Annotated in this window: 20 protein-coding genes; 18 read left to right on the top strand and 2 right to left on the bottom strand. The window is 34.3% G+C overall.

The genetic code is table 11. The annotated features are described in order from the left end of the window. Positions 1 to 96 precede the first annotated feature (96 nt). Complete coding sequence (gene rocF / locus IEV35_RS11450) at positions 97 to 996, top strand: arginase (protein ID WP_188384792.1); 900 nt, start codon at positions 97 to 99, stop codon at positions 994 to 996. Between the two features lie 53 nt (positions 997 to 1,049). On the opposite strand, the gene IEV35_RS11445 is transcribed toward rocF, so the two are convergent. After that, positions 1,050 to 1,205 (bottom strand): aspartyl-phosphate phosphatase Spo0E family protein, encoded by a 156-nt coding sequence (locus IEV35_RS11445; protein WP_188384791.1) that lies wholly within the window; start codon positions 1,203 to 1,205, stop codon positions 1,050 to 1,052. A gap of 272 nt (positions 1,206 to 1,477) precedes the next feature. On the opposite strand from IEV35_RS11445, the gene sigW reads away from it, so the two are divergent. From sigW to IEV35_RS11390, 11 genes are all read left to right on the top strand, one after another. Further along, positions 1,478 to 2,041: an RNA polymerase sigma factor SigW gene (gene sigW, locus IEV35_RS11440; protein ID WP_188384790.1), complete on the top strand. Its 564-nt coding sequence runs from the start codon at positions 1,478 to 1,480 to the stop codon at positions 2,039 to 2,041. Between the two features lie 15 nt (positions 2,042 to 2,056). After that, entirely contained in the window at positions 2,057 to 2,698 is a 642-nt protein-coding gene (gene rsiW / locus IEV35_RS11435) for an anti-sigma-W factor RsiW (RefSeq protein WP_188384789.1), read from the top strand. Between the two features lie 232 nt (positions 2,699 to 2,930). Continuing rightward, positions 2,931 to 3,752 (top strand): diadenylate cyclase CdaA, encoded by an 822-nt coding sequence (gene cdaA, locus IEV35_RS11430; protein WP_188384788.1) that lies wholly within the window; start codon positions 2,931 to 2,933, stop codon positions 3,750 to 3,752. Next, positions 3,745 to 4,986 carry a CdaR family protein gene (locus IEV35_RS11425; protein ID WP_188384787.1) on the top strand — a complete coding sequence of 414 codons (1,242 nt, stop codon included), beginning with the start codon at positions 3,745 to 3,747 and terminating at the stop codon, positions 4,984 to 4,986. Before cdaA ends, IEV35_RS11425 begins: the two co-directional genes overlap by 8 nt. 59 nt (positions 4,987 to 5,045) lie before the next feature. Further along, positions 5,046 to 6,392 (top strand): phosphoglucosamine mutase, encoded by a 1,347-nt coding sequence (gene glmM / locus IEV35_RS11420; RefSeq protein WP_188384786.1) that lies wholly within the window; start codon positions 5,046 to 5,048, stop codon positions 6,390 to 6,392. Between the two features lie 378 nt (positions 6,393 to 6,770). Beyond that, on the top strand, positions 6,771 to 8,561 hold the full coding sequence (locus tag IEV35_RS11415; RefSeq protein WP_188384785.1) for a S9 family peptidase: 1,791 nt from the start codon (positions 6,771 to 6,773) through the stop codon (positions 8,559 to 8,561). A 472-nt stretch (positions 8,562 to 9,033) separates the two neighbouring features. Beyond that, the gene (glmS, locus tag IEV35_RS11410; protein ID WP_188384784.1) at positions 9,034 to 10,836 is read left to right on the top strand and encodes a glutamine--fructose-6-phosphate transaminase (isomerizing); all 1,803 of its coding nucleotides are present in this window, start codon (positions 9,034 to 9,036) and stop codon (positions 10,834 to 10,836) included. 249 nt (positions 10,837 to 11,085) lie between these two features. After that, positions 11,086 to 12,234: a hypothetical protein gene (locus IEV35_RS11405; protein ID WP_188384783.1), complete on the top strand. Its 1,149-nt coding sequence runs from the start codon at positions 11,086 to 11,088 to the stop codon at positions 12,232 to 12,234. Continuing rightward, positions 12,234 to 13,427 carry an ABC transporter permease gene (locus IEV35_RS11400; protein ID WP_188384782.1) on the top strand — a complete coding sequence of 398 codons (1,194 nt, stop codon included), beginning with the start codon at positions 12,234 to 12,236 and terminating at the stop codon, positions 13,425 to 13,427. The genes IEV35_RS11405 and IEV35_RS11400 overlap by 1 nt, the downstream gene beginning before the upstream one ends. 21 nt (positions 13,428 to 13,448) lie before the next feature. Further along, complete coding sequence (locus tag IEV35_RS11395; RefSeq protein ID WP_188384781.1) at positions 13,449 to 14,348, top strand: ATP-binding cassette domain-containing protein; 900 nt, start codon at positions 13,449 to 13,451, stop codon at positions 14,346 to 14,348. A 38-nt stretch (positions 14,349 to 14,386) separates the two neighbouring features. Continuing rightward, a complete protein-coding gene (locus IEV35_RS11390; protein WP_188384780.1) occupies positions 14,387 to 16,138 on the top strand; it encodes a S41 family peptidase in 1,752 nt (583 codons plus the stop codon). Between the two features lie 105 nt (positions 16,139 to 16,243). Here the strand turns inward: IEV35_RS11390 and IEV35_RS11385 are convergent, their stop codons facing one another. After that, positions 16,244 to 17,194, bottom strand: a complete 951-nt coding sequence (locus IEV35_RS11385; RefSeq protein WP_188384779.1) for an aromatic acid exporter family protein — start codon at positions 17,192 to 17,194, stop codon at positions 16,244 to 16,246. Between the two features lie 387 nt (positions 17,195 to 17,581). Here IEV35_RS11385 and IEV35_RS11380 point away from each other — a divergent pair, with 387 nt between their 5' ends. The 6 genes from IEV35_RS11380 (at position 17,582) to IEV35_RS11355 (ending at position 21,186) form a co-directional block, all read left to right on the top strand. Beyond that, entirely contained in the window at positions 17,582 to 17,986 is a 405-nt protein-coding gene (locus IEV35_RS11380) for a DUF4304 domain-containing protein (RefSeq protein WP_188384778.1), read from the top strand. Between the two features lie 142 nt (positions 17,987 to 18,128). Further along, positions 18,129 to 18,557 (top strand): YhfM domain-containing protein, encoded by a 429-nt coding sequence (locus IEV35_RS11375; RefSeq protein ID WP_229740727.1) that lies wholly within the window; start codon positions 18,129 to 18,131, stop codon positions 18,555 to 18,557. 22 nt (positions 18,558 to 18,579) lie between these two features. Continuing rightward, on the top strand, positions 18,580 to 19,050 hold the full coding sequence (locus IEV35_RS11370; RefSeq protein WP_188384777.1) for a DMP19 family protein: 471 nt from the start codon (positions 18,580 to 18,582) through the stop codon (positions 19,048 to 19,050). Between the two features lie 26 nt (positions 19,051 to 19,076). Continuing rightward, the gene (locus IEV35_RS11365) at positions 19,077 to 19,913 is read left to right on the top strand and encodes a hypothetical protein (protein WP_229740726.1); all 837 of its coding nucleotides are present in this window, start codon (positions 19,077 to 19,079) and stop codon (positions 19,911 to 19,913) included. Positions 19,914 to 19,931: 18 nt separating this feature from the next. Beyond that, positions 19,932 to 20,612: a DUF3885 domain-containing protein gene (locus IEV35_RS11360; protein ID WP_188384776.1), complete on the top strand. Its 681-nt coding sequence runs from the start codon at positions 19,932 to 19,934 to the stop codon at positions 20,610 to 20,612. Between the two features lie 13 nt (positions 20,613 to 20,625). Beyond that, positions 20,626 to 21,186 carry a sugar O-acetyltransferase gene (locus IEV35_RS11355; RefSeq protein ID WP_188384775.1) on the top strand — a complete coding sequence of 187 codons (561 nt, stop codon included), beginning with the start codon at positions 20,626 to 20,628 and terminating at the stop codon, positions 21,184 to 21,186. Positions 21,187 to 21,372: the final 186 nt, after the last annotated feature.

The raw sequence follows: 21,372 nt of genomic DNA, 5'->3' as shown, positions 1-21,372 counted from the left end.
TTTTTTATCGTCGAAGCATGAATAAATATTCAAAAAAATGTTGAGTTGAGTCGTAACATTAACTTCATGTAAAATGAAATTGGAGGTGGCAATATAATGAAAGATAAAATCTCTTTAATAGGTGTTCCTATGGACTTAGGACAAAGTCGCCGTGGAGTGGATATGGGACCGAGTGCCCTACGTTATGCTGGAGCTATCGAACGATTGCAGAATTTAAATTTTGATATCCATGATTTGGGAGATATACCAATTAATCGCCCTGGGGTTATCGAAGACACGGATAGTAAATTAAAGAATTTAGAGCAAGTGATTGAAGCAAATGAAATTTTAGCAAAAATGGTTGATGAGGAAATAAAAAAAGATCGCTTCCCACTAATTTTGGGTGGTGACCACAGTATTGCGATTGGAAGCCTAGCAGGCATATCTAAGCATTATGAAAATCTAGGTGTTATATGGTATGATGCTCACGGTGATTTAAATACAAGTGATACATCCCCATCAGGAAATATACATGGCATGCCACTTGCCGCAAGTCTTGGACTTGGCCATGAAAGACTTACAAATTTATATAACTATGCACCGAAGATAAAACCAGAGAATATTGTAATTATTGGTGCTCGTTCATTAGATCCAGGAGAAAAAGATCTCATTAAAGAACTTGGAATTAAAGTTTACACAATGCATGAGATAGATAGATTAGGTATGTCTAAAGTGCTAGAAGAAACTATTAACTACTTTAAAGAGCATACAGATGGAGTACATCTTAGTTTAGATTTAGATGGTTTAGATCCAACCGAGGCACCTGGAGTTGGGACTCCGGTATTAGGTGGCATGACTTATCGAGAAAGTCATTTAGCGATGGAAATGTTAGCTGAATCTAATATGATTACTTCTCTAGAAGTTGTAGAAGTAAATCCAATTCTAGATGAAAAGAATAAAACAGCTACACTAGCTGTTGGATTAATGGGATCCTTATTTGGTGAAAAATTGAAGTAATATTATATATAAAAAGACATTAATTTAAGAATAAAATTGATGTCTTTTTCTTTTTACTCTTTTGGATCTATGGACTGGTACTCATTTAGAAGATCATCTAATTTTTTACTAGTTTCTACTACAATTTTAGAAGTTAATTTATTGTTATCGCTAAGAGCGATTAATTCTTTTCTGCATTCTTCAATTTGTTCTAATAAATGTTTATCCATATTGTTTTCCCCCTATTACCATACATTAAACTATGATATAGGAATTTATAGGATAAATGCAATAGTTAATTTTGAAAAATTGATATTTTGTATCAAATTTACGTTATAATATAAAGTAATATAGTTTAGTTCAAAAAATGGGCAGAAAATGTGACTAATATATTACAATGTTATATAAAAAGCGGGATTAAATATTTTTTAATCAATTAATTGAAACCTTTTTGGGGATGAAACGTAAAGTTTAATAACCGCATCAGGCGGAGGTACATGTAATGGAACTAATGATCAAAGAGAAAATTAAACAAGTCAAAAAAGGGGACCAAGCTGCATTTGAAGATGTAGTGATGTTCTACCAGGATAAAATATTTCAGCATTGTTATCGGATGCTTGGTAGTACACATGAAGCGGAGGACATTGCTCAAGAGGCATTCATACGGGCATATGTTAATATTCATTCATATGATGACCGTAGAAAGTTCTCCACGTGGCTTTATCGTATTGCGACTAACTTAACAATTGATCGATTACGAAAACGAAAGCCAGATTATTATCTAGATGCCGAAGTAAAAGGAACAGAAGGTTTAGATATGTACTCTCAACTATCATCTGATGACAAGCTTCCAGAAGATGAATTAGAAGGATTAGAACTTCAAAATTATATACAAAAACAAATTTCTGAGCTTCCACCCAAATATCGTAGTATTATTATGTTGCGGTATTTAGAAGAATTCTCTTTACAGGAGATTAGTGAAATTTTAGATATCCCGATTGGAACAGTTAAAACACGAATTCATCGGGGGCGCGAAGCATTACGAAAGAAACTTCGCCATGTGTAAAAGGAGTGAGCCAGTTTGGACTGTAATAAACAAGCATTAAAATTAATGCATAAACATTTAGACGGGGATATTACAAGAGAAGAGGAGTCTCAGTTAAAAAGGCATCTTGAAGATTGTACTACTTGTCAAAAACATTTACATGAATTGAAAAAAACAATAACATTAATCCAAAGTACGGAAAGAGTTAAAGCACCAGAAGACTTTACATTAAAAGTCATGCAACAATTACCTGTCGAAAAGAAACATGTAAAGTATTTACGTTGGTTTAAAATGCATCCAGTATTAACTGCTGCAGCTATTTTCTTTATTTTTATGTTAACAGGGATTATTTCAGCTTGGGAGCAAGATTCGCAACTTGTTGTCTCTAACCCTGAGAATCTTATTATTAATGGAAATACAGTTATTGTGCCTGAAGGAGTTACTGTTGAGGGTGACTTAATCGTACAAAATGGCGACTTAAAAATTGAAGGTACGGTAGATGGTAGTGTTTACTTAATAAATGGTGAGTTAATATATGATGAAAATGAATTAGATAGTAGTGGTCTCATGGCTTCCGTAGGTGAAATAAACGGAGAACTTAAACAAGTAGACCGCATGTTTGAATGGTTATGGTATCATACTCAAAGAATATTTAAGAGTGTTTTTTCAATTGAGTAAGAAACTAAAGGAAGGCTAATGTCTTCCTTTTTTTTATCTTTACCTGTATAAAGAATTAGTTTGTTGTTGAATTTGATATAGATGCGTATATCCATACAAAATATGGTATAATAGTAACGGAATTTTCACTGATTATGTTTTGCATTGATTATGTACGGGAATTGGTTTTACATAGTATAAATTCAAGCTTTAAGATGGGAAGAAAATTCGATGTATAAAAGGAAGTGTAGACATGCCTAATGGGGATTTTGGAATATTAGACCTACTAAGAATAGGCGTTGACATTGGCCTCGTCTGGTATGTTCTATATAAACTAATAATGTTAATACGAGGAACAAAGGCCATTCAATTACTAAAAGGAATTGTTGTTGTCTTTGCAATTCGTTTACTTAGTATGCTGTTTGAATTACAAACATTAATGTGGGCTACTAACCAGATTATTACCTGGGGTGTTCTTGTTATTATCATATTATTCCAACCAGAGTTGAGAAGGGCACTAGAACAACTGGGAAGAGGAAATCTATTTACGCGAGGTTCTAGATCTGAGGAAGAGAAATTTGAAAAATTAGTGACTGATATTGTTCAATCATGTAATTACATGGCAAAACGTAGAATTGGTGCATTAATTACGATTGAACGTGAGACTGGTATTGGTGAATATACTGAAACAGGTATACCTATAAACGGGAATTTAACACATCAATTACTCACAAATATTTTTACTCCTAATACTCCTCTACATGATGGAGCTGTCATTATTAAAGATGACCAAATTGTTGCAGCTGCTTGTTATTTACCATTGTCTGAAAGTCCTTTTATATCCAAAGAATTGGGGACGAGGCATCGTGCTGCAATGGGAATTAGTGAAGTAACGGATGCGTTAACTATTGTAGTTTCTGAGGAGACTGGAGGAATTTCAGCTACTAAAAATGGTGAACTACGAAGAGATTTAGGGCAAGACGGTTTACGTGATTTCTTGCTAGAGAATTTATCTCCTAGTTATCGGGCTACGGAGAAAAAAACCTGGAAAATAAGGGGGAAAAATGATGGATAATTGGTTTCGAAGTAAATGGTTTATCCGTGGTATCTCCTTAGGTTTTGCAATTCTATTATATGTCTTTGTAGCAATTGAAGAAGCGGATACAGCAGAAGAAAGTCCAATTTCATTTACGACACTATTTGGGGGATCCACACAAACAGAAACTTTACGTGATATCCCGTTAAATATTCGAATTGACAGTGAAGATTATGTGGTTAGTGGAGTACCTGAAACTGTATCAGTTACTTTAGTAGGGCCATCTAGTGCAGTAACCCCTGTTGTTAAACAACGGAATTTAGAGGTTTTTATTGATTTGCGTGATTTAGAAGAAGGCGAACATGAAGTTGAAATAGATTATGAAAATATCTCTAGTCAATTACAAGTTTATATAGAACCAAAAACAATTGATGTAATGATTGAAAAGCGAGCTTCTGATGTATTTAATGTAACAGTAGATTTCATTAATACGGATAAACTTCCGGAAGGGTATCAAGTAGGTGAATACAAATTAAATACAGATACTGTCACAATTACAAGCTCAAAAGAGATTATTGATCGAATTGGAATCGTAAAAGTGTTTGTAGATGTTGCTGGATTAAAAGAATCAATTAATAAACGAGAGTTACCAGTAAATGTTTACGATAGCCAAGGAAATGAACTTGCCGTTAGAGTTGAACCAGAAACAGTAATTATTTCAGCAGATATCGAGAATCCAAGTAAAAAAGTCCCTGTTAGTGTTGCTACAACAGGGGAGTTGAAAGATGGACTAGCTATCACTTCTATGGAAATTGATACAAAAGAAGTTGAAATTTTTGCTATCTCAGAAATACTCGATACAATTGACGAAATAACCACAGAACCAATCGATCTATCTGAAATAACCCAATCCGAAACAATAAAGGTTAAACTTGCTTTGCCAGATAAAGTAGATACACCTGAATCGGTAGTTGAGGTAGAAATTACATTAGAACAAACGAAAGTAATAGATGCAGTTTCTGTAAATGTGGACAACCTTGCTACAGGTTATGAAGTTAATTTTATAGAGCCGAATACTGAATACATTAGTATATCTGTGACTGGAAATGAACAAGATGTTAGAGAATTAAGCGCTGACGATTTTCGTGCATATTTAGACGCAAGTGGGCTCGAAGCAGGAAGAAGGACTGTTCCAATCGAAGTATCTGGACCTGAGAACATAGATGTTAATCCTGAAGTTAAAGAAGTAATCATTGAAATAGTTGAAGAGTGATATTACTGACCGTAATTAAATAATATCCAGTCAATTAAGAAGTAAAGGAGAGGTACAAGATGGGTAAATATTTTGGAACTGATGGTGTAAGAGGTATCGCAAACAAAGAATTAACACCAGAATTGGCATTTAAATTAGGTAGATTTGGTGGTTATGTACTTACTAAAGAAACTACTAAGCCACGGGTATTAATTGGGAGGGATACACGTATTTCTGGGCATATGCTAGAAGGAGCACTAGTAGCAGGTCTGTTATCAATCGGAGCAGAAGTAATGCGTTTAGGCGTTATTTCAACTCCAGGAGTCGCATATTTAACGAAAGCAACAAGTGCTCAAGCAGGTATTATGATATCTGCATCACATAACCCGGTGGAAGACAACGGGATTAAGTTTTTTGGTCCAGATGGATTTAAACTTTTGGATGAACAAGAGGAAGAAATTGAAAAATTATTGGATGGAGAAGATAATTTGCCACGTCCTGTTGGTGGAGATGTTGGGGTAGTTTCGGATTATTTTGAAGCAGGGCAAAAATACTTATCTTTCCTAAAAGAGTCAATTGACAATGATTTTGATGGAATTCGTATTGCACTCGATTGTGCACATGGAGCAACATCAAGTCTAGCAACGCATTTATTTGCTGACTTAGAAGCGGATATTTATACAATCGGTGCTTCTCCAGATGGATTAAATATTAATGAGGGCGTTGGTTCGACACACCCTGAAACATTGCGGTCATTTGTATTAGAAAAAGGTGCTGACATTGGTCTTGCGTTTGATGGGGATGGCGATAGACTCATTGCGATTGATGAAAAAGGTAATATTGTAGATGGAGACCAAATTATGTACATATGTGGTAAATTTATGAACGAGAAAGGTTTCCTTCGCCAAAACACGATTGTTTCCACAGTAATGAGTAATATCGGATTTTATAAAGCTTTAGATGAACATGGCATGAGTAGTGTAAAGACAGCTGTTGGTGATAGATATGTTATGGAAGAAATGAGAAAGAGTGGATATAACTTAGGTGGCGAACAATCTGGTCATATTATCTTTCTTGACTATAGTACAACTGGTGATGGAATGTTATCAGCAATTCAATTAGTGAACGTAATGAAAGAAACTGGAAAACCCCTTTCTGAACTAGCTAATGAAATGACCATTTATCCACAAGTACTTAAAAATGTCAGAGTTACTGATAAAGAAAGAGCATTAAATGACGCAGCAATTAAAGCAGAGATTACTAAAGTTGAAGAGGCGCTTGGAAGTAACGGACGTGTTCTAGTTAGACCATCTGGTACAGAACCACTTGTACGTGTAATGGTAGAGGCGCCTACTAAAGAAGAATGTGAAACATATACAGATCAAATTGTTCAAGTAATTGAAGATTTGCTCGGAATAAAAGAATAATAGGTAAAATCGCTCCCTTAATTAGGGGGGCGATTTTTTATTTGGTTTATGGAGGTGTGTGGTATTGGTGATGGATCCAAACTTGTTCTAATCGTCCAAACTTGGTTGTAATCCGCCGAAAAAAGTTTAAATCGTCCAAACTTGGTTGTAATCGCCCGAAAAAAGAATTAATCGCCCAAACTTGGTTGTAATCGCCCGAAATAAGTTCTTATCTCCCAAACTCAGGTTCAATCACCCCATAAAATGAAATAACCCATGCCTCTTAATTATCATCTTCCCTCCCACAAAAAATATAATCATTCAAAAATGTCAGACAAAATAAAATGAGTTATAATAGTAATATGTAACACACATCATTAATTATAGGGGGAAGTATGAATGATTAAATTTCCAAAACCAACAGTAGAACAATTCCTACGTACATATGTCATCTCAAACTTTGCGGTGAGTAAAGATGAAAAACGAATTGTATTTAATACTAACTTAAATGGAAAAATGAACTTATGGGCGATGGACCTTCCGAACACATTCCCATATTTATTTGCGCAAAAAGACCAATCCTCTAATTTTATCAAATTTGATCCAGAAGGCCGTTATGTATTGACGGGTTATGATAATGATGGTGATGAAAATTATCAAATTTATGCAGTATCAAATGAGGGTGGAGAACCGCAACCGTTAATTACAGGTGAACCTTCTGAAAAGTATTACTTCACTCATTTAAGTGAAGATGGAAATCGTATTTACTACGTGACTTCAAAAGATAACCCCAATTTTCTCAACACAAGAGTAAGAAACTTAGCAGATAACTCAGATGAAGTAATCAACGTGGGCGAAAATGGACCGACATATTTAGCGGGAGTTTCAGATAAGGAAGACGTGTTTGTATATATGCGATTACTTGCAAATACATATATTCAGCTATTCGTAAAAGAAGGTGATTCTCTAGTAAGTGTAACACCTAATCCGGAGAAGATTCATGTTGCTACTAGTCCGGTTTTTGTCGGAGAGAAAGATATTTATTTCACAACTAACTATGATGCAGAGTATAACTATGTGGCAAAATATAACTTAGAATCTAAAAAATTCGAAGCGGTTGTCAACATCGATAAGGAAAGTATTGAAGGTTTAGAATATGATAAAGAGAATAATCTTCTTTACTTTACTACGGAGAAAGGTGTAGAAGACAACTTATATCGCTATGATTTAAGTAGTGGTGAAGTTAGGAAGATGGAGACACCTGTTGATGTATTAGAGAAACTAGTAGTAACCAAGTCAGGTAACCTATATATCCTAGGTCGAGGTGCTACAGTTCCTTATAACATTTATCGTTCAACAGACGGAAAATCATGGGATTTATTAACTGATAATCGTGTATTAGGTGTCGACAAAGAAGAAATGGTTGAACCAGACGTTGTCACTTATAAATCTTTTGATGGCATGGAAATTGAGGCATTGTTATTTAAAGCCAAACCAGAAAATGATAATGGCCATACAATCTTCTGGCCACACGGCGGCCCTCAAGCTTCTGAACGTAAAATGTTCCGTGCCATGTTCCAAAGTGCCCTAAACCGAGGTTACACGATCTTTGCGCCGAACTTCCGCGGAAGTACTGGGTATGGCTCTTCCTTTGTAAAACTTGTGGAACAAGATTGGGGTCATGGTCCTAGATTAGACTGTGTAGCAGCTATTGAGTGGTTGTTTGAAAATGGAATTACGGATAGAGATAAGTTATTCCTAGTTGGTGGTAGTTACGGAGGGTATATGGCGCTATTACTTCATGGTCGCCATCCTGAATATTTCAAAGCTGTTGTGGACATTTTTGGAGTATCAAACTTGTTTACATTTGTTAACTCTGTTCCGGAACATTGGAAGCCAATGATGGAGCGTTGGGTTGGGGATCCAGAACGGGATAAGGAACGTTTTGAAAAAGATTCTCCGATAACATACTTGGATTCAATGGTGAAGCCAATGCTTGTTATTCAAGGAGCAAAAGATCCACGTGTAGTAAAAGAAGAATCTGATCAAATTGTAGAAAAGCTTAAAGAAAAAGGTCGCGACGTGGAATACTTAGTATTAGATGATGAAGGACACGGCTTTTCTAAAAAAGAAAATGAGATTAAAGTATACAATGCAATGCTTGAATTCTTAGAGAAACATCAAAATTAATAGTAGGAGCACATGGAAAATATTCTGTGTGCTCTTTTTAATTAAACCATTTTATCTTCATTACATATACTAAATACAAGTCGCCAGAAAATAATGATTGACCTGTAATAATGTTTTCGTTAAAATTACAAAGTCGCTTACTTTTTCAACTTTTTTACCAAGAATAGGCGATGATTTTAAAAAATAAAAGGAGGGTCGACGCAAATACTAATAAAGCGCCTGGACTATTTTCTGATCGGGAAATGAAAATAGTTGACGAGGATGAAGGTTATCGAAGAATTCGGCGGATGCCTTCCGATTGCACACTCCAGTCGTGATACTTTTTCTTAAAACAGTAGGGCAACTTACTGCACAGAGGAAAAAGTTGAGTGTAAACAGAAAATACACGAGAAAGGGGCAATTGACGCCCCATAAAAATGAATCGTTCTTTTCATTGGTCGTTTGTTGCCCCTTTAGAGGAGGAACACTACGAATGTGTGGAATTGTAGGATATATCGGACCAAATGATTCAAAAGAAGTATTATTAAATGGATTAGAAAAATTAGAATACCGTGGATACGACTCCGCAGGTATTGCATTGTTAAATCAAGATGGATTAAATCTTTTTAAAGTAAAAGGCCGGATTGCAGCTCTTAGAGAGAAAGTGGATGAAGAGGTAACTGCAACAATGGGAATTGGTCATACGCGCTGGGCTACTCATGGGGAACCAAGTGCCCGTAATGCCCATCCACATCAAAGTGCATCAAGAAGATTTACGCTTGTTCATAATGGTGTAATTGAAAACTACCATGATCTTAAACGTGAGTATCTTCAAGATGTTAACTTTCAAAGTGAAACAGACACCGAAGTAATTGTCCAATTACTTGAAAAGATTTATGAGGAAAAGCAAGATACGTTAGAAAGTTTTCGTTCTGTAATGGGATTATTAAACGGTTCGTATGCAATTGCGATGATTGATATGGAAGATGAGGATACATTATATGTAGCTAAAAATAAAAGCCCGTTATTAGTTGGGGTAGGTGAAGACTTTAATGTGGTTGCAAGTGATGCGATGGCAACATTAAAAGTGACAGACCAATATCTTGAGATTCACGATAAAGAAATTGTGATTGTCAAACGTGATTCTGTAACTATTCAATCATTGGATGGGACTAATCAAGAAAGAGCTCCATATACGGCTCAAATTGATGCAAGTGATATTGAAAAAGGTACGTATGCCCACTTTATGTTAAAAGAAATTGATGAACAACCAATTGTCATGCGAAAAATAATAAAAGAGTATCAAGATGAACATGGTGATTTGATTATTAATGAATCGATTCGTGCTGCAATGAAAAGTTGTGATCGTATCTATATTATTGCTGCAGGAACTAGCTACCATGCTGGATTAGTTGGGAAAAACCTAATAGAAAAATTAGCTCATATTCCAGTTGAAGTACATGTATCCAGTGAGTTCTCTTATAATATGCCGTTATTATCTGAGAATCCATTATTTATCTTTATCTCACAAAGTGGGGAAACAGCGGATAGCCGTACCGTATTAGTAAAAATTAAAGAAATGGGATATCCAGCACTAACGATTACGAACGTGCCAGGGTCCACCCTTTCTCGTGAAGCAGATTATACATTGCATCTCCATGCAGGTCCAGAAATTGCAGTAGCCTCAACAAAAGCTTACACAGCTCAAATTGCAGTTTTAGCTATATTAGCAGCAGATTCTGCTCAAGCTAGAGGATATGATTTAGAATTTGATTTATTCCAAGAACTAGGAATCGTAGCGAATGCAATGGATGTGTTAACTGCACAAAAAGAAGAGTTAGAACAACTAACAAGAGATTATTTAGAAACAACTCGAAATGCATTTTTCATCGGACGTAGTATGGACTATTATGTTTCGTTAGAAGGTGCTTTGAAGTTAAAAGAAATTTCCTATATTCAAGCAGAAGGTTTTGCTGGTGGAGAACTGAAACATGGAACAATTGCGTTAATTGAAAAAGGCACACCTGTTATTGGTTTAGCAACACAGGCGAATGTTAATTATTCCATTCGTGGAAACATTCAGGAAGTCGTAGCAAGAGGAGCAAATGCCCTTATCATTAGCATGAAAGGCTTAGAGCAAGATGATGATGCATTTGTTATTCCAGCTGTGCATGAATTATTCACTTCACTTGTTGCAGTCATACCTCTGCAAATTATCGCTTATTACGCTGCTCTGCATCGTGGAGCGGATGTTGATAAGCCGAGAAATTTGGCAAAAAGTGTAACAGTAGAATAAAGGCCTTATGAAATAGTGATTTTGTTAAATATAAAAGAATAAAAGTCCTTGAATAGTATTCATGCTATTCGAGGGCTTTTATTTTTTGTATTTATTGATCATTCCATGCTTGTTTTTTATTTGTTTATAATATTTAAAAAATTAATTCTTTAATGATATACTGAACGTAGTTTTAATATAGTTCCTTAAATTTGCTGGATGAAAGTATATTGGTGAGGAATCGTTGGAACTAATCATTAGGAGGACTATATGTTTACGTTAATGAAAACAATTTTTATAGTAGAGCGAAAGAATATCAAGTTTAAATCTATTCTCTCGTTAATCATCCTATTTATTATTGGTTCATTTATTTATTTAGAAAACAGTCAATTTAGAGAGCTTGAACCTGCAACAGCTGCTGAAGTTGTTGCGAAGAATGCTGCACTAGATTTATATAAGAAAACTGATGCCACTGATCCAGAAGTTGCTTCAGCAATCTATCGAAACTTAAATCTCCAATCGACTAAACTTGCTCTTAGATCATTGGGGCTTATTACGAAAGATGACTCGATATACATACAAGGTGCAATTGAACTCACTCAAGTACGTAATGAAATTTACACAATGAATGGGTTTAATGAAGTGGCCCAATATATGCCTACATATCGTCAAAATCGATTGGACCAAGTATTTTATATGGCGATACAAGACCAAAATAAGGAACTTTTAGTTGATAATTCTAACTTTCCAACATATATTATCCTCTTCCTATTTGTATTAGGTTATAGTTGGTATTTATTGGTGGGAATATTTTCTTCAGACATCTTATTAGAAGAAGAAAACCATCAATCACTTGTAAAGGGTTATCCGTTTACAATGGCAACAAAATTACTTGCCAAAATATGTAGCTATCTCATATTCATCATCGGTCTTTTATTTTTTACTTTCTTTATTACAATTCTCATTGCCTCTATCATGTATGACATTGACCTCACGTACCCTGTTGCCATATTTAACGGTGATTATTTTACAATTGCTATTTGGGAGTATATAGGAATATCTTTTATCTATTTTATCTGCTTATCGCTCACTGCATTAACTATTTCAATTGTATTAAATTATTACGTTAAAAATCTTTATATTATTACGTTTGTCCATTTCATTCTCTTTTTCATCATGCAGTTATTACCTGCTACAGGAAAGTGGTTATGGTTTATGCCATTTAATTATTTTAATTTCTCAACATTAATTAATGGACAGACTGCAGAATCAGCTGGAAATCAAATGATTAGGTTAAGCAATGGGTTCATCATTTTAGTGACAACTTTTATTGTTATGCTTCTCTTTATCTATTGGCAGTTTTACCTTAGTCAAATAAGGCACAGTAATAAGCTGAATAGAGGGGGTGGGAAAGCATAATGAATTATCTTAAATGGGAACTCAAAGTATTCTTTATTAATCAAAAAAACATCATCCTCTTTGCGCTACTATTAATAGCTAGTCTTTACTATTGCTTTTATATTGCACCTACTTATCAACCAAATGAAGCGGTCAATAAAGGTGAAATTGAGGCAAGGTATGAAGAACGAAAAGAATTCTTAGAAACAGTAGATATAGAAAATAGTACTCATTATTACACGTTATTTGCTATTCAAATATTTCCTGAATGGAATGAATATGACAAGGAAAGGTTAGACGCTTTAGAAAAAGGGGATCTACATGCCTATGCTAGAGCAACACAAGAATGGTATTTATACGCAGTTGAAATGATTAGAACAGATCCATTTGATGTTTTACGCTTTAACCCACGCTATTATACGTATGGAAATCGTTTTGCTAAAGAAGATGGACATTACAATTACCTTTACACTGCGGAAAGATATGGCCATTATGCAATTGCGGATTATAAGTTAGATGTGAATGTTTTAGAAGAACGAACTGCTCTTCAGACCCTTAAACGAATGTTAGAATCCGGCCTACCATATATATTACTCTTAACTTGTCTACTATTAAGCAATGATATTGTGATGAAAGATAGGAAACACCCTAGTATGGTGAATGGTTTTCCAATGACACCATTTAAACGAATCATTTTAAAGGGGATTGTTGCTCTAATTGGCAGTCTTGTAAGTATAATTCTACTAATCCCAGCATTTCTCATTATTGGTTTACGTAATGGATTTGGTTCACTAGATTTACCAGCAGTAACCTATAACTTTGCGTTTTTTAACAATGAAACATTTGAAAGTATGTCCATGGGAATGTATCTACTAAAATATTTAGCAATAGTATTATTATGGTTCATGTTAATTATTGGCTTAGTACTATTAATGAGCATTTTACTTAAAAATGAATATTTTAATCTAATTATTGGTGTCGTTTGTTTTGTGGAAATTATCTATCATCAAAGGGGTTGGGTACCTAAGGAGTGGTTAAGTTATTTACCGACATCCTATGTTCAAATTGGGGATGTTCTTACCGGATATAAAAATTATACGCTTTATACAGATGCCTTAACTCCAGAGAAAGGGTTTCTAGTACTCTTATTAACGGTCATCATTGTCCTGTTATTTATTAAAGTTGTTATCAATAAGAAAAAAATGACTATATAAAAGAATAGGTGGGAATTTTAATTGATTCAAATAAAGAATATCGTTGTCCAATTTGGAGAGAGAAAGGTACTTAATGGGATTACAAAAACATTGAATCCAGGAGAGATTATTGGTTTAGTTGCACCAAATGGAACAGGAAAAACCACTTTGCTTAATGTTTTAATGAATTATGTAACTCCTAATCAAGGTGAAGTGATATTTGATAAGAACCTTCGATATACGAGTAAGAAGAATGAAGCAAAAATTCGTGCGCAAATATCAATGATGCCAGATCAAAGTGATTTATATAATCATTTAAGTGGTGTGGATCACTTAAATATATATCGACAAATGTGGAGTCAAACTGCTATTAATCCAGAAGAGGTTATCGAACGGTTAAATATAGCTCATTATGTAAATAACAAAACATACCAATATTCACTTGGTATGAGACAAAGATTATGTTTGGCAATGCAAATAGTAGCAAATACACCATACATGCTTATGGATGAGGTAATGAACGGTTTGGATCCGGATAATGTAGAGCTCATCTCAAAGTTATTAGAAGAAAAAAAGAAAGAGGGAAAAATTATTATCATCGCCTCACACCTATTAGAGAATCTAGAGAAGTACGCTGACAAGATATTCTTTTTAAAAAATGGAGAGATTATATACTCTCGAGATTACGGGGAAACATTGCAACAGGAAGAAATTTACTTAAAGTTTAGTTCTAGAAACAATACTAGATTAATTGAAGAATTAAAAGAAATTATTCCAGGGATTAAATTAAAGGAACTCAGGAATGAACGTGTCATTATGAATATCGAGCAATTTTCAACTGAACAATACATAAACGTACAGGAATATCTGAAAAAATCCCATGTTACGATGCAGATAGGTGTGCTCGATTTATTGGATAGATATAGTATTTATTATATTTAACTCTTTAAAGAGGATTAATTTATTTTAAGGAGGTTGAAATGAAGAAAAAATGGATCATCATCTCCGTGTGTGTAATAGGTTTATTTATAATTGGGTTATTAAATCCATTAGGAAATGAAGAAGTTAATGTTTCGGAAACAAGATCAGGAAATACCATAGAAAATCACCTTGATAAGCAAATTGAGGAAATAATCCTTTCAAGTGAAAGGATTGATGATTTATTTTTATTGGGAAAGATTTGGGGGTTTTTAAAATACTATCATCCTAAAGTGGCAAGTGGAGACATGGATTGGGATCGAGAATTATTCAACATTCTAACCCAAGTTATGCAAAGCCATAATGACGAAGAACGAGATGATATTCTAGTTGAATGGATAGTTGATTTAGGGGCAGTTGAAGAAGGTGACAATAAAAGTACTAGTCTAAGAGAAGTTAAGTTCGAGCCTGAACTGGATTGGATTACAAATTCTAATCTAGATGAAAATTTGGTAACCCATTTGCTAAATATTAAAAACGCTAAAAGAACAGGTGCTAATCATTATGTTTCACTGACTAATATTGGAAATCCGCAATTTAATGAAGTACCCTATGATAATTTGAAATATCCCAATATAGAATATCAGCTATTGTCGCTATATCGTTATTGGAATATTATAGAGTACTATTTTCCGTATAAATATCTAATTGACGATGACTGGGACGAAGTGCTTAAAGAATTTATACCTAAATTTTTACATGCTACCAATGAGCAGGATTATAAACTTACTGTCTTAGAAATAATTGCTAGAGTTCAAGACACTCATGCAAATATATATGAGAAACATCCTGTTATTGAGGAATTTTGGGGTAATCATTATTCTCCTTTCATTGTAAGGTTTGTGGAAAATAAACTAGTTGTATCGGATTATTATGATGATACACTAGGTGAAGAAACTGGGGTTGCGATTGGAGATGTAATTACAAAAATTAATAATGAGCCAGTTGAGGAGATTGTGGAACAGAAGTTAAAGTATATACCTGCCTCAAACTATACAACTCAATTAAGGGATATTGCCCGCAAATTATTAAGGGCAAATGATGACGTATTAAATATTGAGGTTAATAGAGATGGGAGAGCTGTTAATGTCACAATTGAATTGTATCCTCCTTCAGAACTTGGAATAACCGACTACAACCCATATCAACTAAATAAAGATTACTTTCAACTACTAGACTCAAATATTGCTTATATTTATGCAGGAAGCATGGAGAATGAATATATACCTGAGGTTACATCTCAAATTAATGATACAAACGGATTAATTATTGACTTAAGAAGTTATCCAGCTGAATTTATCGTATATACGTTTGGAGAATATTTACTTCCTCAAAGCAAAAGATTTGTGAAATTATCAACAGGAAGTATAAAAGAACCGGGTCTTTTTTATATGAAAGAAACATACATGGTAGGGAGAGAAAACGAGGACTTCTATCAAGGTAAAGTTATCATCCTCGTAAACGAACTTACACAAAGCCAGGCAGAATTTACTGCTATGGCATTTCGAACAGCACCTGATGTAACTGTTATTGGTAGTACAACAGCAGGTGCAGATGGAGATGTCTCCTTATTTTCCTTGCCTGGTGGTATTACAACAGGAATATCGGGTATAGGCATTTATTACCCAGACGGCACGGAAACTCAAAGAGTAGGAATCGTTCCAGACATTACTGTGACACCGACAATCGAAGGGATTAGAGAGAACAGGGATGAATTGCTAGAAAAAGCGGTTGAATTAATAATTTCTAACTAGATACAGTTAACTGATTAATCCCCTAATTATCATTTTAGGGGATTAATCAGCTTTTTAGGAAAATGTCCTGAATAACGGTAATGATTGAAAACTGACATGATAAAACTAACTCATTAGTTTTTGCTTAATGATTAAGTAGTTCTTAATTTCAAAGTTCAAGTAATATAGATTTGCCCTAACTTCAAACTCTTCCCTTGATTTTGGTAGTTCCGTTTCACGGATAGATTCTTCATAGTCAGTTAACTTCTCAAGAGCAACATTCACATTGTTGGAGCGGACATTTTGACTAATATTTAAGAAGAAGTCTGCAAGCATCTCTTTTTGCTTAATATGTAATTCAGAAGCGGAGACAATGCCAACAATCGTAATCATCCGCTTTAATATTTCTAACTGGTCTGCACGCATCTTGAAGTAGTTATAGTCCTTATTTTCCTCTCTAAGAAGATGGTTTTCTATATCTTGAATAATTGTTGCTTTTGCTTGATTAATGATAGTATCAGATTCAGTTATTTCCTGCCCATTCCATTTACGGTTTCTATCCTTTAAATGGGCATGGAACTCAAACAGAATCGTACTATACTTTTCTTCAATTTTAGACTTTAAATTCTCTATATCTTTCTTAAAGCTTGGCATAATGCTATTTACGAGTAATGCAATTCCGATACCTATGGAAATGACAGCAAGTTCGTTTAGAAACACACGTATGCTTGCTTCTTGAACGGTATATATATGTAAAAGAACAACCATGCTCGTGATAAATCCACTTTGAATACGAATTTTCACAAGGATTGGCATAAACAGGAGGATAAATAGTGCAAATACTATAGGGTGGTAGCTTAATAGTTCAAAAACGATCATTCCAAGAATTAAAGATAGAATGGAGGCAAACAGTTTATCTTTAATAGTATAGAGTGTTCTTTTCTTTGTTGTTTCAATACACATAATAACAATTATAGCAGCAAACGTTGCAAACTCTAGTTGTAGCGTACTGGCAATCCACATTGCTAGTCCTGCCCCAATAGCTGTCTTAATTGTCCGATACCCCATACCAATCATGATTAACCCGTCCCTTCATTATAAAAATCTCCACCTATCTAGATTATAATTCTCTAAAATAAAACTTAATAAACTTATATTTGTCTTTTTTGTAAAAATAATAAATTTTTTATTAAAGGATTGTATCTAACCTAAATTTTTCATATATTTATTATATCATGCCTCTGTAGCTCTAGAAGGGAAGAGCGCCGGAAAACATTGTAGAACCGGGTCTTAATGCAAGGGTTTCAGAAGCACCGAAAAGCAAATTAGCTGAGACAGGTGAAATTCCTGTCGGTGAAATTCCGTAGGGAAGCGTGTTCTCCCCTAGCCTATGCTTAACACCAGTGAGTGCGGGTTCGAATCCCGTCAGAGGCATTTATTACTTAAAAAGAAGACGGTGGTAACATGTCATCTGGAAGATTAGAGATGGTTTCAGCCTTAAAGTCGGTTGTCGTTCCTGAATTAAGAAAAAAGGGATTTAAGGGTTCCTTCCCACATTTCAGAAGAATTAGTCATTCGCAAATTGAACTATTGACTTTCCAATTTGATAAGTATGGTGGAGGTTTTGTGATTGAGGTTGCTGTCTGTCCACCAGAAGGATTTACACATTCTTGGGGAGAGTATGTGCCGCCTAATAAAGTAACAGCACATGACATAAATGATAGATTAAGATTAAATAATGAAAATGGGTCTTGGTATCGGTATGATCTAGGTGTCCAGTTAGGTAGCATTTATGAAAGAGTTGCAAATGAAGTATTAGAGCATCTGGATGAGGCCGAAGTGCATTGGAAAAAAGCGCAAAGTAATTAATATTGTTTTTTATAATACTAAGTTTCACTTAAATGCAGTAGAGCGTTTCTACTAAGGTAGAAACGTTTTTTTGGATGTAATTGAATGGAGTTTATTATTATATGTTTTGGGAAAATTACTTTAGCTAAGGAGATACATATGAATGAAAGTACTATTATCGATACTTTTCTTTATAGGAATTTTTTTATTAATTGGTTGTCAGGCTCGTCCAGACAATATAATGGTTTTATTAGATGAAAAAATACAAGAAATAAATATTTCAATATCTAATGAAGTTGGAGACATGAACTTAGATTACCTCCATTCTTTTCAGGATAACAAATCAATTAAATTATTTGAAACAGCAATACGGTCGGCCTTAAAGCAGAAGAGGGATTTGCGTAATGCAAATCCTGATTATGACATAGTAGTCAGTTACGGAGAAGACCTTCCTAAGCATGCGATTCATTTATGGTTAGGAGAGGAAGGGGAACAAAGTGTCTTTATGTATATGGTAGAAGATGGTGAGACTTATGTGTCATCTGAGAAAGTGACGAAACAATTAAGAGAATTAATTGAGGAAATAAAATAAAGGTAACTGAAAAGAGGTAACTATGAAGCCTAAGAAGAGTCAAAGTCAATTATTGCACTCATGGGATATATGGAACGCTGTTATTTCAGCCCTAACAGAATATGATTATCCGGTAGAAAATCAAGTAGCAAATGAAGCCTACCTTGTTCTTCAATATTACTCAGAAATGGAAAGTGGCGGTCATGAAAGTTTTTTGAGGTGGCAATCTGATGTAATTGAAAAAATTGGAATTGAACAGTATTTAGATAATCTAACAAGAATACTAGAAAGAATTGGTGCCCCTGAATATGCTAGAATTGAAAAACAATATGGGCTAGAGTTGTGGAAATTATATGTTGCCTTAGAAAAAGAAGAAGTGGATGATGAGGAGTTTTATAGCCTAATTGCAGAAGCGGATGGAAAGTATTATGATCTATCTGATCAATTAGAAGGCGTATTAGAGGCGTATTTTGTAACTATCCATCGTGACCTAATTGATGTAATTAATGATTAGTTTATCTAAATATATGAAATGGAGGGGTGAACATCAATATATTAGAGTTATACTACAAAAAATACACAGATACAGTAAAGCCTACCGATTATGTAGAATGGGCGATTTCATCTTTACATATGGATGTTCTTGAAATTAAAAAGTTGGCTAGTATGAAAGAACCTTACAATCTATTTGAAATAGAGGACATGTTTGAAAAAGCGATGAAGGCAATACAAAGAGAAGCCCCTACTATAGAGGTCTGTGTACATAATCATATAAAACAACTCCACTCCCACTTACTGTTATCTAATAAGCATGCGATGGATATAGTTAAGGAACTTTATCAATGTGCACTGAATTATGAACTAATAGAAGTACAGATGGAATGGCAGGAAATTAGTGATGCCATGGATGACTTACAATATGGAGATAATTTGTATCAATATACAGAGGAAAAGATTAATGACTGGATTGTTACACATGCACGAAAACTTTGGCATACGAAAAGAAGTAATATTAGATTTGACGACATAATCGGAAAGCAAGTGACTGCAATTGATTCAGATGTTAACTTTATTGTCGAACTTGATAAAGGTGTAATTATAATAGAGTGTCCGTGGCGTATTAGAGATAGGGATGTAATAGTTCTAGGTGACATGGATGTCAAGGTTAATTCCAGTGAATGGAAAACAGCTAGAGATCTATTAGTTGGAAAAATCATTGTAGATATTCAATTGTTTGAACAAAATCCGTTACTAATTATCCAAATTGGAGATGTTTTTTTAGACATTTTTCATTCGAGCACTTACTATGATGGTTGGACGATTACTGATGGTGAAGATTTTTATTTATTTTCGATGCATGGAGGAAGTATTGCGTAATTAGATTGGAGTTAGTAGATGGATTTAAAAGACTACTTAAACGATAATTTTCCAAAACTTATACTAAAGCCCAGTTTATATGATCAATGGAGTGTTGGACTACACTTTGACTTGGCAAAAGGTCTTTATCAACTGAAAAGTGACTCCGATGAACTTAACCTTGAATACTTCAATATGGTATATAAACAAACTCTTACACTTTTTCATGAATTGTTTGCAGAAAACGATAAAATCTTGTTAGTAACCAATCTATACAAAAAAAAGATATTCCAGAGACAGAGTAACAAGAAAATGAAAGTCTATCGTCATTTCATTAAAAATAAAACCGTTCGTTATCAGTTAAAACAGCAATTACTACCTTTTATGTTTGAAGATGAAGAAGAAGCAGAAGAATCTCTCACATCCCAATTTTCATTACTATGTAGAAAGCAAGATATCAACTATACTTTGTTATTAAAAGCAATATGTAATCAAGATTTCCCTTCTCTCAAACCAAGATTGCATAATCCTTATGGGTTGTACAAGCCAGATGTATTTTTCATCAATGTTACAAAACATATTATTTTTTATGTTTATGATGATAGAGGGTGTGAAGTAATAGCGTCAGAGCAAGCTAGGATTCAGCCTATTTATGAAAATTACAATGATTGGATTAACGAGTTTAATCGTGAGGAAATAAATAGGTTATTTCAATCATGAGGAGGAGTATAACATGAAAACTGAAAAGGAAAAGATGATAGCAGGAGAAATGTATGATCCTGCAGATCCAGAGTTAATCAAGGATCGCTTGGAAGCTAGACGCAAAGTTAGAATATATAATCAAACATTGGAAAATGAAACAGAGAAGCGGACCGAACTATTAAAGGATCTACTCGGTTCAACAGGCGAAAACATATTTATGGAACCAAATATACGTTTTGATTATGGCTATAATACATATGTTGGTGAAAACTTTTATGCGAACTTTGATTGTATAATATTAGACGTTTCTGAGGTGCGTTTTGGAGATAATTGTATGCTAGGACCTGGAGTACAACTTTATACTGCAACACACCCTTTAAATCCAATTGAGCGCAATTCGGGAACAGAGTATGCAAAACCTATTACTATTGGACATAATGTTTGGATTGGTGGAAATGCAATTATTAATCCAGGAATTACTGTGGGAGATAATGTAGTTATCGCATCAGGTGCAGTTTTGACGAAGGATGTTCCAGACAATGTTGTAGTCGGTGGTAACCCAGCAAGGGTCATTAAAGAATTATCTATATAATAAAGTAGGGCTGAATCAGGTATTGATTCAGTCCTTTTTTTAATTCATCTCGAAAATGGCAAAAGTTATATATTGAAAATGAGTGAAAATAAAATTAATAAAGCATTTTACAAACTACTTGACTGGACACTAAATGGTGTCATATAATAGGGACACTATTTAGTGTCTTATGAAGAAGAGGGGGAA

This window comes from Ornithinibacillus halotolerans (assembly GCF_014637405.1).
GTDB lineage: Bacteria > Bacillota > Bacilli > Bacillales > Amphibacillaceae > Ornithinibacillus > Ornithinibacillus halotolerans.
Note: the sequence above shows the minus strand (reverse complement) of the source record. Positions and strands in the feature narration are given on the sequence as shown.